Source organism: Acetobacter vaccinii (assembly GCF_008365315.1).
Taxonomy (GTDB): Bacteria; Pseudomonadota; Alphaproteobacteria; order Acetobacterales; family Acetobacteraceae; genus Acetobacter; species Acetobacter vaccinii.
The window spans coordinates 22677-36460 of the sequence record NZ_CP043508.1 but is presented as its reverse complement, the minus strand read 5'-3'; the positions used below and the strand labels follow the sequence as shown (position 1 = coordinate 36460).

Sequence of the window (13784 nt, the reverse complement as noted above, 5' to 3'; positions counted from 1 at the left end):
GGCGCGCTACGCGGCTCCCGCTCTGCGCTCGCTCTGCCGTGGGACCGACCTTGTGCCCGGACGTGGCCTTTGCTCATGAAGAGTGGAAGTAACAGGAAGTATAGTCTCCGCGCAAGAAATAATTATGCTAAAAACAAAATAAAAAATGCCGTTTTTGGCTGTTTTCTGCGGGTTTATGCTTGTCATTGGGGCGGGTTTGTACTATTCTTTATTTGTTGAGAGGGAATAAGCCCAAACAACAGAGCGCCCCGGTCGGTGCGGTAACACCAGACCGGGACTGCGCCAGAACTGAAAGAGGTAGTTTCATGTCCGACGTTAAAAGCACCGTACGCAAGGCCAGCTCTTCCCGCAAGGGTGACGCGGCCGGTTCCGTATCTCCTGCCCGCGCCCGCCAGTTCCATGAGACGGAACAGCGTATGAAGGCACTGTCTGCTCCCACGCTGGCAGATGTGCTGCGGCTGGCCCCCGATGATAGCCGCATGGCAAAAATCCGTAGCGGGTTTGGCTTGGACGGCGGTGACCCGGACGAACTGGTCGGGCTGGGTGATAGCGCTATTCGTGACCAATACACTGCCCTGCGCCCCATTCTGGTTTCTCACTACCGGGGCGAAGACGACTTCCGGGGTCTCAAGATGCACCTTGATCGCATTGTCGATGCGTTTGTGCGGTCTGCCTATGGTGCCGCGAACTTTTTTGAATCCCGCCGCCAGATTGCCAAGGATGCAAAGGACGCGTGGAAGAACGAGCAACGCGACGAAGACCACATGGGCATTGACGGCGGAGAAAACCATAGCGATGTGCTGGTGCGGATCGCCGCTGAACATGGCGCAAAGGCATACGCCCTTGCGTGCATCGCCAGCGGAGCTTGCGCCGCTTATGCGGAACTGATGGGCGAAGCGTGGGAACCCTACCAGCCCCGTGCTAACCGCCGTAGCCTGACACAGGAGGCTGCCGCCGCGCTTGATGACGCGCTAGGCATCTAAACAGCAACCAGCCGGGCCGAAAGGCCCGGCAATCCTGAACGCGACAGAGAACGCATGACAACGAAACAACCCCACCCCATTTTGCGGGTTTTGCTCCCACCAAGCCAGACGCCAAAACATCTTGAAGACAGATTGAAGGCTTTGGCGGGTCTTTTCCAGACAACCGCCATGAGTCTTCTGGGTGTCGGCATCTTCACTCCGGTTCTGTCCTCAACCCAGAGTATCAGCCGCACCCACCTTGTGCTGATCGGGGTTTCCGCCAGTCTGGCAGAGGTAATTTCTTTGACTCTGTTGATGTATATCCCATATCCTAAGGACAAGGAGGAACAGGACAATGAGTGATCTTACAAAAACCATGCTCCTGCTTCTGTTGCCGTTTCTTGTGTCTGTGACCCTGTTCGCGCTGGCACTTGGCCCTGTTGCAAACCGTCTTGCCAAATGGCGGCAGGCGCTCGAACGCACCTGAAAGCCAGCCGGGTGGCCTGTCAGAGGCCGCCCGCGTCATATCCAGCGTAAAGTTCTGCCTACTGGTCAAAGAGGCAGGCAATCTTACCTCCCGGCGGGCTGCCCACAACTCCACAGGCACCTCCCAAGGGCTGCGCGCCGCCTGACTCTTGACGGTCGCGTCGCGCAGCCCTTGGGTCCCTCCTGTGGATTTATGGACAGCCACGGCTTTGTGCCTGGCACGCTCCATGCCACGCCAGAGTGCAGGCTCTGGCCGGTCTTTTCAGACAACCGCCACGCGCCTTCCGGGGTGCACCCTCACCCCACACCCGATGCAGAGCAGGCCACCTGTTCAGTCTCTTGCGAATGGAATGGGGCGCGTGCCGTGATCCGGGGACGATAGACTTCCAGTTCCAGAGGCAGTGCATTGCAGGTGCTGCGCCATTCCCCCCGGTTGGCGTCGTAGCGCCAGCCTGCCCGGTTCAGGGCAATTTTCGATGGCCCCGGCGGGTCATTGTCCAGTCGCAGGGCAAACAGCCGTTCACAGGCCGTCTGGGTCTGCGCAGGTGGGCTGAGGGTGAGACAGGGTTTTTCAGGCATGTTGTTTTCTTGTTCTGTTGCGCCTTCGGCCACGAACGCGGCAGAGGCTTGAAAGTTGAGATGAGGGCATTTTCTCGCGGGCTGCACCGGGGGGCTCGGGCAGGTGTGCGCTGGCTCTGTGTTGCCCCGGCCAGCCACAGGTTATCCCCCGGAACGCCTGCGCTCTGGGGCGCGCTTATCCGGGGGATAATCTGCTCCGCGCAAAGCGCTCCGGCCCTGGCGGGCTGGATTGCATGGATAACGCGCGGACAGCTGCGACGCCCTATTTCTCCTGGTCCGTCTCCGTCCGCTCCGCTGTGTGATTGAACAGCGGATCCAGCGCACACCACGCCTGCCCCTGCTCATTGCGCAACGTGTGTCCAAAACAGTAAACGCCACGCGAATACGCATGCCAGCCCGCGACGGCCGTCAGGCCAGACCCCAGCAGAACAAAAAACAGGATGCCCAGCGTCAGCTTCATGAAAAAGTGCCAGCGCGCCATGTAGTAGAACGCACCCTCCTGAAGAGGCAGCCGCTGGCGCAGTGCGTCAAAGACCTGCTCTTTCAGATCCTTCATCACCGAGGTGACACTCTTGTCCACCATCCGCGCATACTGATCGTCCAGCCTGCGTTCATGCTCCGTGATCCGGTTTTCCGTCGAGAGATGCAGAGTGCGGACCGCCTCAAAACTCTGCGTCAACTGCGCAGTCAGATCCTGCATGACCTGTTCACGGGTTTCGAGATCCTTCGTACGGGCCGCGAGACTGCTATCGGCCACTGTGTTGGCCTCACGGGTTTCGCGTGAGACAGCAAGACAGAGCAGTGCCTGCGCATCCATCGCCCCCTTGAGGGTTCTGATCCAGTGGCCAAGCGGGGCGTGGCTATCAATCCCTTCCTGAAGCGCAATCTCCATGAGTTCCTGACCCGCCGCACGCAGCGCCGCGTAGGAGGATTCACTCTCAGGCCGGGGGAGGTTCCCCCCGCCTGAGACGGGGGGCGTGTTGAGGCCGCTCATGGCAGCCACGCTTCAATGCCTTCATTGGCAATGTTTTCACGGATCTTGCTGATCCAGTTTCCGACCTGCCAACGGCGCATCGGGTCCAGAGGACGGCCCGAGGCCCCTGCCTTACCCTCGGCCGCATCATGGAACGTCAGGCCGCTGGCGAGCACCTCGTTCATGCAGCTCAGCTTGGGAATGCGCAGGATGGCTGTTTCCATGCCGCTGACAGTGGTCAGACGCTGATCCATGCACAAAGGAGTAAAGAGCGTATCGGGCTTGTGACCGACCGGAATGCTCCAGTCGTTGAGAATGATAACGCCACGATGTGGCAGAAACAGCCCTGTTTTCCAAAGCTTGAGCAGATAGTCGATATCACCCGCCTGTGGCCCACACATGAACAGACCTGTTACCGGCAGACCCATGGCATCGGCTGCATCGACAAGGCTGTCTTCCGATGCCCATTCTTCAAGTGTCCGGTCACCACCGCCCACATCCATGACCAGTGACGCCTCATTCTGCAGGGCTGCGGCGAAGGCGTTCGTGTACCATTCCTTGAGATGGGCAATGTCTTCGCTGTCAGGGCGAGGAAACCCCCGTTTCCCATAAATCGCCTTGAACTGTGAAATACCCGGATTGCGGACATCACCATCGGCCATCAGCACCCTGCGCCCGTCATGCAGGGCAATTTCACTGAGGATTGCCAGAGCGGTTGTGCCACCCAGATTGCCACGCCCGGCTTTGACCAGGGCGCGGGGAGAGAGGTCTGGCGTCGTCGCCGCTGTGTCAGCGGGAACAGTTCCAGAGGTGTTCGTCTTGGCTGTCATCAAAAATCCTTACACTCAGAACAGTCGCTCTGTTGCGACGAGGCCAAGTGTAAGGAAGGCTGTTGTGGGTGCGGTTCTTGCCCGTCGGATTACTGTCCAAGAACCATAGTCAGCCAGACACGCATTGATTTTAGCGCAGGGGGGCGTTCACGAGGCGGGATAGCTTCGATCATGGGAAGACAGTCCAGCGCCCAGATCCTCTTGTTGTCGTAGAACGACCGCCGGGGCTGACCGGGCATCTGTAGAAAATCATAATTCCCGTTTTCATCGCGACCGCTGGCATCCAGAGGCATCAGGGCTTCAAGCGGGAGGTCTTCGGGCATCCCTGCCGGGCGCGGCCCGACATAGGGCGGAGGCAGCGGAATGTCACGCTCATGACCGTAGCGCGGGGCCTGGGTCTTCATCTGCACGAAATGCGCGACTTCTCCGATACGCACGCGTGGCTGGTCATCATCTGTGGTGTTGTCCTGGGGCACGACGGGCGCCGCAGCTACGCTCGCCACAGCCGGAGCAAACGTCTGCGCCAGTGGTGCGGGTGTCTCATAGCCCTGGGGATACAGCACCGAGGGGCTGTTTCGTCTGGCCTGAGCCAGTTGCCGGGCCTGAAATTCCTGCTCGGCCTGCGCCATTTTCTGGCGGATATCCGCTTTTTCTGCCGCCTGCGCCTGTTTGCGGGCCAGAGCGTCGATCCTGGCCTGCTCGCGCTGGGCCTCGCGTTCTGCCGTCTCTGCGTCACGGCGTGCGCGCAGCAGGCTGAAGCTCCGGCGCACACGGTACCATGTCTTGCGGGCACAGGAGATGCTGGGGGCTTCGCCCTTAACGTTCGTCAGACCACACTGCCCGAAATACGCACACAGAGCCCGCCAGTTCATCCGTTCGCCATTCTGACGCTCCAGAATGGCGTCATGGTGCTCACGCAGAAAGCGGAACAGAGCGGAGTGTTCCCAGGCTCCGCCGACAAGGTCGAGGAACTGTCCGATATCGGGGACCGTGGTTGCGCTCATTGTCACTCCTCCCCCTCTCTCAGGCCCGCAGACGGCGGTGGTGCCGGTCTTTGCTCTTGCTACCCCTGTCGCTTTTGCGAGTCAACTTTGGCATGGCTCCGCCTCGGCTTCGCCCTCGCTTCGCGATAGACAGAAGACAGAAGCGGGACAGGTTTTAAGAAAAGACCATATACAAATGCACCCTTGCGGGTGCGCCCCCTGCGGGGGCACAGGCTGTCCGGAAGACGGAGAAGCGCTGTCACGCTGTGACGCGGCCTGCGGCCGGGTTGTTCGCACCCACAACGGGTTGGCTGAGACTGGTCACTTTCATCCATTCAGGAAGTGAGCAGAGGAATGCCGACAGAGAAAACCGCGTCATCCGCCGATCTTGCGAACGTGCTGTCCAGGGGGCTGGCGCAGCTCGATAGCGGCCAGAAGCAGGCGCTCGATCTCCTGCACAAGATCCTTGAGGTGGTGATGCCCGCCGAGGACGATGAGGCCAACCGGATCGCGGATGCCCTGCAGCAGCTGGCGGCGTGTGTTGCCGAACAGACTGAGGTGCTCCAGAGGGTGGAGGCCAGCCTTGGCCGCCTGTGCGCGCCTGAGGAGCACCGCCAGGGATGATTACCTATCGCAAGCTCTCGGCCAACGGCGTGGGCAGGCTTCTGGTCGCCTATATGCGGGAGCATCAGCTCAGGCCCGGTCCGGTCGGGGACCACACGGCCAGCCAGACCGCAGAGGCCGGTGGGCGTCTGAACAGCTATTTCACCGGCCGGGATGGCCAGGGGTCCTGGGCACCCGATATCGGGCCGCTGATCGCGGATGCCCTGGGGCTGGACATCTCCCGGCCTCCCACGGATGAGGAACTGATCCGGCTGTTCGAGTGCAAGCGCGCCTCGGATGGGGCGGACTGGCCGGGGGCGCATGCCAACAGGACCATCTCGGGGATCGACTTCACGGCCTCCCCCGATAAGTCCGTGACGCTGGCCGCCGAGTTTGCCGCGACTACGGCCGAACAGGCGCTGATCTGGCACGCCATCCAGCAGGCCAACGACCGTGCCCTGGCGCTGATTGGCCGCGAGATCGGCGTGGCCCGCCGGGGGCAGGGCGGTCAGGGGGAGCATGAGGCGGGGGAGGTGGCCTGGGTGTCGTTCCGGCATTATACGGCCCGCCCGGCCATGCATATCCAGGATGGGCTCAACGGGCCGACCGCTTCGGTGGAAATTCCCGTGCCGGGTGATCCACAGGCCCATATCCATAATGCGGTGTTCAATGCCGTTGCGACGGAAGACGGCCATCTGGGGTCTCTGGACACGGCCCGGGTGACGAAGATGACATCGCATCTGTTCGGTGCCTACTTCCAGGCCGAGCTGGGCCAGCAGTTGCGCAGTATGGGGGTGCGTGTCCGGCCGGATGAGCGCGGCCGCGCCATCGTCATTGAGGCCATCCCCCGTGATGTCTGCGAGGCGTTCTCCAAGCGCAGCCGACAGGCGGAGCAGCAGGCCAAGGCCTTCGTCAAACGACAGGGCGGGAACTGGGATACGTTGTCGGCCGAGCAGAAGTTCAAGGTGCTGCACCAGGCCAATCTGGCGTATCGTTCGAAGAAATACGACGGGACCAATGACCGCGAGATCTGGCGCGAGGAGGCCCGGGCTCTGGGCTGGTCGCACCACAGCGTTCTGGAGGATGGGGCGGCGACAGCCCCCATGGACCCCCGGCAGCGCTACGAGCAGGCCTGTGCCATTGCGTCGCGCCTTCTGGCCGAGGAGTTTGAAACCCAGGCGGTGATCGACCGGGATGCGTTTCGGATGCACGCGGCTCACGGGCTGATTGCGACGGGTCTGGATGGGCCACAGGATATCGACCGGGTGGCCGAGATGATTCTGGAGCGTGGGATCGAGATCCGTGGCGAGCGGGTGCATTTCCTGCAGGGAATGGCGCAGGGACGGGTACAGGTCACGACCAGCGAGCAGATCCGGGTCGAGACGGAGATGGGGCGTCTGGCCGGGCTGGCGGCCCGGACCCGTGAGGGCAGTCTGGACGATGCGGTGATTGCCCGTGCCATTGCGGCTTCCTCCCTGGACTTTGAGCGCGAGCCTGACCATGGCCGGGCCCAGAAAGCGGCGATCTTCGCCATGGGTCGGGCCGGGGGGCTGGGCTTTCTGACCGGTGTTGCGGGGGCGGGCAAGACGGCCCTGCTCGCACCGCTGGTCTCGGCCTGGAAAGAGGAGGGCCGTCAGGTCATCGGGGCCGCCATGGCCTGGCGGCAGGCTGATGCCCTGCGCGATACGGGGATCAGCCAGAGTTTTGCACTGGCGAAGCTGCTGCATGACATTGAGACCGGCGAGCATGGGCTGACCCGTCAGACCGTGCTGGTGCTGGACGAGGTCAGCCAGATCGGCCCCCGCCAGATGCTGCGGCTGCTGGAACTGCAGGAGACGATCGGGTTTTCCATGCGGCTTCTGGGAGATCGGGAACAGGCGCAGGCGATTGAGGCCGGGGACAGCCTGGCCATCCTCAGGCGTGTCCTGCCCGCCGAGGCAGCCCCCGAACTACTGTCCACCATCCGGCAGGCCTCGGCCCGGGGGCGGGCCATCGCGGGGCTGTTCCGCAGTCAGGGGCGCGATCCGGCACTGTCGGAGGCGGAGCAGCTCGAGAAGGACGCCGAGCGTGCGCGCGAAGCCATTGCCATGAAAAGCCGGGATGGGACGTTTCGTCTGATCGGGGGTGATCACAGCCAGGTGGTCGATGAGATTGCGGATTTCTATCTCAGGCGGCGCGACATGCTGGCCGCAGCGGGGTCCCGGCGCGGGATTACGATGTCGGCCCCGACCAATGAGGATGTTATGGCGTTGAGCATGGCCGTGCGCAGCCGCCTGCGGGCCCGTGGCGAGATTGGTGAGGCCGAGATCCTCCGCCCGGCGATGGACCAGCGTGGGGAAGCCTATGAACTGCCGCTGTCGGTTGGGGATCGGGTGCGTCTGTTTGACCGCGTGCAGGCCCAGGTGCGTACGCCGCACGGACTGCGCTGGCGGCACCTGGGCTCCAACGGGGATATCGTGTCGGTGACGGGGTGGGATGCGGCGGGACTGCGGCTGGCCAACAGCCGGGGGCTGGACGGGTTCGTGCCCTGGGAACGGCTGGCGGACCGGCAGAGCGGGCGCACGCGTCTGGGCTTCGGTCATGCCATGACCATTGACGCAGCCCAGGGGATCACCTCGGATGAGCATATCAACGCCATGCCCCGGGGGACTGCGGCCATGACGGGCTTTACCGCCTATGTGGCGGAAAGCCGCCATGTGCAGACCTGCTGGACCCGGATTGCGGAGGCTCCCGTGCGTGAGGCCGAGCAGTTCTCGCGCCCTCTGGGGGATACGACCCCGGTGACACAGGAGGACCTTCTGACCCGGATTGCCGCTGACCTGGGCAGGCATCCCTACAAGACGGTCGGGATTGACCTGATGAAGCGGCGGCTGGCTTTTGAGGCGCAGACCGAACGCTGGATCAGGCAGAGCCACACGGTGGAGGCCATGACGCAGGCGGGGCAGTCTCCCGGTGGAGCGTGGCGGGCCCGTAAGGCGACTCAGGGGCTACGGGCCATTCCGGGTGAGCGCTGGGATGACATCAGCCGCACCATGCGCAAGCGGGCTTATGAGACCCAGAACATTGCGGAGCGGATCAACAGGCAGGTTGATGAGGCGCTCCGCCGCCGGGAGGCAGAGGCGCAGCGCGAAGCGGCGCGGGTGAAGACTGAGCGTGAGCGGAGCCACCGGCCCACCCCCTCGGCCACGCCGGGACACTAAGTCAACAGACAGAGAACAGGAGAGACCATGAAAGACACAGTGAGTGAGACACTGCTGCAGATCCTGATGCCCCTGGTCGTGGCGGAGCGGGAGGCTGAAGGTCTGCAGAGTGCAGAGGACTATGCCGCCTTCCGGGAACGGCATGCGGTCTTGAACGCCCGGGTTCTGGCGGCCCTGAAAGCCGAGGTCGATGCCCGCGAGACGTTGAGCCTGGCGGATATGCAGGACCTCCACAGTATGGTGGTGGCACACCCTGCGTTGCGTGGGTCGGTGTCCGATCGGGCTGTTGCCGGGGCGGTGCTGAGCGAGGCGTGGCAGGGTCTCAAAGGCTGGCGGCGCTGAAGGGGACGAAAAGCGCTTGAAATTTATCGGCCGTCATGTTCTCACTATGTTCTATGTAACGCATGGGGAGGGAGTGGATGATGGCGGCCTATACGGGGGCGCGCACGACAGGCTTTGCCAGCCCGGCGACCGGGGCTGTGGAAGGGCCGATTGATCTTGCCGCCGTGCTTTCCCTGACGGCGCCCGGTCGTTATCCCGTGCGGGTGGCAGGGGCGTCCTGGACGGGGATATCCTGATTGCCGATACGGCGGCTCTGCCGCGTTCAGGCAGGCTGGTCATTGCCAGTGCCGGGGGGCAGATCCTGCTGGCGGAACTCCGGCGGCAGGACACCGGCTGGGTTCTGGTCTCGGGCGACGCTACACGGCAGGCCCTGCGGGTTGACCCCTCCCAGGATGTGGACATCTGGGGCCATGTGGTGGGTCTGGTCCGTACGGAGGACTGAGCCATGTATGGCCTGATCGACTGCAACGCATTCTACTGTTCCTGCCAGCGGGCCTTTGATCCTTCCCTGAAGCATCAGCCTGTTGTCGTGCTGAGCAATAACGACGGCTGTGCGATCTCGCGCACGGCCGAGGCGAAAGCGCTGGGGATCGGCATGGGAGAGGCCTGGTATCTGGTGCGGGGGCAGCCCCGTCTGGCGGGGGTGGCATGGTATTCGAGCAATTATCCGCTCTATGCCGATATGTCGCGCCGGGTGTGCCAGGTTCTTCAGGAGCATGTGCCCTCAGTGGAGGTCTATTCGATCGACGAGATGTTTCTGGATCTGGGCGGGCTTGAGGGTGATCTTTTGGGGCGCTGCCGGGATTTGCGGCGGACGGTGGAGCAGGTCACAAAAATCCCGACCTGTGTTGGCTGGGGGCCGACCCAGGATACGTTCACGCTGCTGGGGCATGCGCGGACACTGCTGCGCACCGTGTGGAAAGAGGGCTACCGCTATACGAAGGCCGGTGTCACGCTGAACGACCTGGCGCCATGCAACCGGCAGACGGCTCTGTTCGGGGGGAATGATACCCGTGGGCTGAAAGCCTCGCAGGCCATGGATGCCGTGAACCGGAAGTTCGGACAGGGTAGTCTGCAACTGCTGGGGGCGGGGTTGGAACCCCGCTGGAAGTCCCGCCAGCAGATGCGCTCCCCGCGCTACACCACACAGCTGTCCGAGATCATGGAGGCTGTGACGTTCTGAGGGCGTGGGGGCGAATTGGGATTCAATTGTAAGCCCTTGCATAAAAAAGTAATATAATATATCATAATATTCATTTTAAATTTATTAATGATATAGAATAATGATTCCTCTTAGTTGCCAAAAATTTAAAAGCCGTAATGATTTTCTGAACTTTGTTTCAGCATTGGAGAGCGAGAGTCGCAATAAAAACATTGCTAGAGCAGAACACGCGCTTTACCAGATGAAGAAAGACTTGGACGAGGTTTTTGGACACATCGACCAGGCAACTCATACAATGGAAAATCAGGTCCGATCTGTTGTCGCGGCCCGAAAGGCGAAATTAGACAGTGACGATGGTCTGGAAGAGATGGGCCTACCCGCCCTATACAATGAACGTAAAACATGGGTTTCAGCTATTACTTCCTATCATAAAAATATAGTCAGTAAAATTGAGGAATATCAACGCCGAAACCACTTCTCGTTGAAATATGGACAAGGCCGCATGGCTTGCGTCTTTGGTAAGGTCAAGGCTGGCAAGTCATCCCTAGGAAACTTTGTCGCCTATGAGGCCATCTCACCGGACGCCCACGCCATCAAAAGCGTTTCGCCGCAGCCAACCTTCTTTTACGAGACAAGCAGCGGCCTGAATGAAAAGATGTCCCCTGAAATCATGGCGAGACAAAGGGCATTTGGTATCGGCATTGCCGAGACCACATCTTCCATTCAGGGCTTCAGCCTTCCGGGTTTCACTTGGGTAGATACACCAGGTGTTGATTCCGTGAACGCTTCCAATGGGGATTTAGCCTATCAGTATGTCGATGCTTCCGATCTCATCATTTATACGCTGAATTCCAGCAGCCCCCAACGTGAGTCCGACAGGACCAAAATTTTGTCATTCCTACGCAGTGGCAAGCCACTTTTATTGGTTATAACAGCCTCTGATACGATGGACGAAGATGAAGACGCTGATGGGAATATCATCCGTACCCTGACTATGAAATCTGATTCTGTGAGGCAGGAACAGTGTGAGGGTCTGCGTGCTTTCATCGAAAGTGGTTTCGAACCCCAAGAGGTTGGTCTCTATGAATTCTCGGTAGTGTCTGTTTCTGCACGGTTTGCGTGTGAAAGAAAAGGCTCTCCGGAGACGTTATGGTACCAGAGTGGCATGCAAAACTTCTTCACAACCATGGGTCAGATATTGGAGGCCCAAGGTGAGTGCGCACGCATGGTGACATCGCTGCGTGATATTAGAGACTGCATGAAAGAGATGATGGCAACCTTTGTCAAAATTGATGCAGTGAACGAGGCCTTCTCGAAAGATATCGTGTCATTCAAAAAGAAATTGGGGGAATACTGCCGGAATGCTGCTCACGAAATAGCTTCGATGAAAACGGATGCAATTTGCGCTAGCACTCAAGAAATGGCTGCAGAGAAAAAAAACGAAGCCTTTCATGCTATATTAAAAAAACACAGAACATCTTCTACGAACTTTTTCTGGACAATTGTGGCAAATAAATTTGGCCTTACAGACCCAATTAAGACAAAATTTATGTGCTCAAGTATGAAGAGTATTCCTGAATACGAGAATATCTATTCTACGACTATGCGTGAAAGTTCTATGGGAAAAGGCGTAGGTTCGACTGCAGGAACGGCAATTGGAGGCGCTATCGGTTTGATGGGAGGGCCCATCGGGGCGATGATAGGCGGCGCGGTTGGCTCTTTCGTCGGTGCTATTGGGGGAAGTCTGTTTGATGGCGAGAGCGAAACGAAAGTCCTGATAGGAGATAACCGTGCCGTTGTTGCCGCTAATGCGAACAGACTGTTCGAGGTCTGGATGACAGAAGTGTCTGGACCAATCGAAAAGTGGGTAAACGACTGGGTTTCACCGAATACTATTCAGTGCGTTAATGAGCTTTGTGTCGTGACAGAAAAATACAAGAAGGCATTCAACACAATAATTGAGAACCTAGAAGAGGAATTAAACCATGTTGCTGCCTGATTTCGCACCCATTAACGAGACATTCAACACGGTGTCTCCGGTCATAGACCGCTGGCTTGGCCAAAATGCGAGTGCTGAAATGGCATCTGCCCTGCGAGCCCGGGCTGAGACGGATCGACCGCGTATCATGGTCTATGGCGTCTATAACGCGGGCAAGAGCACATTGCTCAACGCGCTGCTTGGTTCGGAGCAGGCCGCCATGGCCGACAGGCCGGAGACGGCCGAGATTAAAGGGTATGACTGGCGAGGATATACGTTGCTCGATACGCCCGGCATTGATGCCCCTATCGAGCATGAGGCAGTTACCGAAAGCTCCCTCAACAGGAGCGATGTCATCCTTTTTATCGTTGCTGCCGGTGGTGTCGCGGCAGAGGGGGAAACATGGAATGCTCTCATCGACATACTGCGTCGCGGCCGCCGTCTTCTGCTCGTCATTAACGACAAGATGTCCCTCGAGCGTGACGGCGAGGAGTATGTGGTCGTCATTGATAGCGCGCGGGCCCATCTCCAAAATTCCGCTGGGACGGCAGGCATAAAAAATATTCTCGATCAGGTCGATCTCTGCGTTGTAAATGCACGTTCTGCTCTGAAGGGGCGAATGGAAAACAAATCGGCCCTAGTCAGAAATAGTGGTCTTGATGAGTTGGAGCGCAAGCTCTTTCAGTTCCTTGAGGACTGTGATTATTCGGTTGTCTGCCGCTCCGCTGCAAGAGACGTTCTTGACCTGGTCGATAAGGCCTCTGCGGTTTTGGAGGAAAGAGCGGGGAATGATGAGAGCCGTTGTGTCGATGAGCTTGACCGGACAGTTCGCAAAAGCAGGGAAAGAGTGCTTGTGAAGGCGCGAGCACGTCTCGACACCATTATTGGCTCCTCCCGCCCCAGAGTTTTGGCCTACTGCCGCAATAAGATAGGTGACCCAAACGTGCCGGAAAGCGACCTGACGGAAATCGCGGATGGCATGGAACAGGATTTGTGGTCTCATATGGAGGCACAAATCGCGGAAGAATACCGTGGCCTTGACGCTGACGTCGAAAAACTGGCCGAACTCATCAAGTCGAAAATTTCCCAAACCAACATCAACCTTGAAACAGGAGATGAGCAGAAAAGCAGTGTGTTTGGAAAGCATTTCGCTGAACTCGGCCAAAACCTTAGCTCAGGGTTATCGGCACTTCCTGCCGAGCAGTCGACAACTCTTTTGAAATCTGTTCTCATGTTTGGCAAGGACGTGTCAAAAACCAGTGTCGGGTCGGTTCTCAAGCCCCTTTATCATATGAAGGGCGCGGTCAGGCTTGGCGCCGTCGCAGCCAAATATGGCAAATTCCTTGGACCGGCATTGACGGTAATTTCTACCGTTATCGGTTTTGGGATGGCCATTCATAATGAACTGAAAGCGCGTCGGGAGGCAGAGCGCCAAGCGCGTGCCATAGCCGATGCCGCAGACGATTTCCTCTCAAAATACAGGCAGGATGCCATGCTATGGATTTCCCAGCAGGCCCAGCAGGCATTTGAAGTGCTCGAGACTAATGTCCGTGTCCGTCTGAAGGAAATTAGTCAAGAGAATACCGCGCTCAGGGAGGACCGCACGCTCTTCTTGACCGCCAAACAGACGCTTGAACAGTATAATTACTGACCAAGTTTTGAAGGCCCGCAAAGTTCCGGCATTGC

15 protein-coding genes are annotated in these 13784 nt (G+C 59.2%); 11 read left to right on the top strand and 4 right to left on the bottom strand.

What is annotated here, in order from left to right; all coding sequences use genetic code 11:
- Positions 1-305 precede the first annotated feature (305 nt).
- The 3 genes from FLP30_RS13635 to FLP30_RS14345 all read left to right on the top strand — a co-directional run bounded on the left by FLP30_RS13635 (position 306) and on the right by FLP30_RS14345 (position 1449).
- On the top strand, positions 306-983 hold the full coding sequence (locus tag FLP30_RS13635) for a hypothetical protein (protein ID WP_149280558.1): 678 nt from the start codon (positions 306-308) through the stop codon (positions 981-983).
- Positions 984-1151: 168 nt separating this feature from the next.
- On the top strand, positions 1152-1325 hold the full coding sequence (locus tag FLP30_RS14180; protein WP_168200144.1) for a hypothetical protein: 174 nt from the start codon (positions 1152-1154) through the stop codon (positions 1323-1325).
- Positions 1318-1449: a hypothetical protein gene (locus FLP30_RS14345; RefSeq protein WP_256366617.1), complete on the top strand. Its 132-nt coding sequence runs from the start codon at positions 1318-1320 to the stop codon at positions 1447-1449. The genes FLP30_RS14180 and FLP30_RS14345 overlap by 8 nt, the downstream gene beginning before the upstream one ends.
- Positions 1450-1745: 296 nt before the next feature.
- Here the strand turns inward: FLP30_RS14345 and FLP30_RS13630 are convergent, their stop codons facing one another.
- The 4 genes from FLP30_RS13630 to FLP30_RS13615 all read right to left on the bottom strand — a co-directional run bounded on the left by FLP30_RS13630 (position 1746) and on the right by FLP30_RS13615 (position 4834).
- Positions 1746-2027, bottom strand: coding sequence for a hypothetical protein (locus FLP30_RS13630; RefSeq protein WP_149280557.1), 282 nt, complete (start codon positions 2025-2027; stop codon positions 1746-1748).
- A gap of 262 nt (positions 2028-2289) precedes the next feature.
- Positions 2290-3030, bottom strand: a complete 741-nt coding sequence (locus FLP30_RS13625; protein WP_149280556.1) for a hypothetical protein — start codon at positions 3028-3030, stop codon at positions 2290-2292.
- Positions 3018-3830 carry a hypothetical protein gene (locus tag FLP30_RS13620; RefSeq protein ID WP_246856683.1) on the bottom strand — a complete coding sequence of 271 codons (813 nt, stop codon included), beginning with the start codon at positions 3828-3830 and terminating at the stop codon, positions 3018-3020. The genes FLP30_RS13625 and FLP30_RS13620 overlap by 13 nt, the downstream gene beginning before the upstream one ends.
- An 89-nt stretch (positions 3831-3919) precedes the next feature.
- Positions 3920-4834, bottom strand: a complete 915-nt coding sequence (locus FLP30_RS13615; RefSeq protein WP_149280555.1) for a hypothetical protein — start codon at positions 4832-4834, stop codon at positions 3920-3922.
- Positions 4835-5167: 333 nt separating this feature from the next.
- Between FLP30_RS13615 and FLP30_RS13610 the strand changes: the two genes are divergently transcribed.
- From FLP30_RS13610 to FLP30_RS13585, 8 genes are all read left to right on the top strand, one after another.
- Positions 5168-5437: a hypothetical protein gene (locus FLP30_RS13610; RefSeq protein WP_149280425.1), complete on the top strand. Its 270-nt coding sequence runs from the start codon at positions 5168-5170 to the stop codon at positions 5435-5437.
- Positions 5434-8616 (top strand): MobF family relaxase, encoded by a 3183-nt coding sequence (gene mobF / locus FLP30_RS13605; protein ID WP_149280554.1) that lies wholly within the window; start codon positions 5434-5436, stop codon positions 8614-8616. The genes FLP30_RS13610 and mobF overlap by 4 nt, the downstream gene beginning before the upstream one ends.
- Positions 8617-8643: 27 nt before the next feature.
- The gene (locus FLP30_RS13600; protein WP_149280553.1) at positions 8644-8958 is read left to right on the top strand and encodes a hypothetical protein; all 315 of its coding nucleotides are present in this window, start codon (positions 8644-8646) and stop codon (positions 8956-8958) included.
- Positions 8959-9035: 77 nt separating this feature from the next.
- Positions 9036-9194 (top strand): hypothetical protein, encoded by a 159-nt coding sequence (locus FLP30_RS14175; protein WP_168200143.1) that lies wholly within the window; start codon positions 9036-9038, stop codon positions 9192-9194.
- Complete coding sequence (locus FLP30_RS14400; RefSeq protein WP_408834577.1) at positions 9176-9400, top strand: LexA family protein; 225 nt, start codon at positions 9176-9178, stop codon at positions 9398-9400. Before FLP30_RS14175 ends, FLP30_RS14400 begins: the two co-directional genes overlap by 19 nt.
- A 3-nt stretch (positions 9401-9403) precedes the next feature.
- The gene (locus FLP30_RS13595) at positions 9404-10141 is read left to right on the top strand and encodes a Y-family DNA polymerase (protein ID WP_149280552.1); all 738 of its coding nucleotides are present in this window, start codon (positions 9404-9406) and stop codon (positions 10139-10141) included.
- Between the two features lie 100 nt (positions 10142-10241).
- On the top strand, positions 10242-12119 hold the full coding sequence (locus tag FLP30_RS13590) for a dynamin family protein (RefSeq protein WP_149280551.1): 1878 nt from the start codon (positions 10242-10244) through the stop codon (positions 12117-12119).
- Positions 12106-13749, top strand: coding sequence for a dynamin family protein (locus tag FLP30_RS13585; protein ID WP_149280550.1), 1644 nt, complete (start codon positions 12106-12108; stop codon positions 13747-13749). The genes FLP30_RS13590 and FLP30_RS13585 overlap by 14 nt, the downstream gene beginning before the upstream one ends.
- Positions 13750-13784 lie beyond the last annotated feature (35 nt).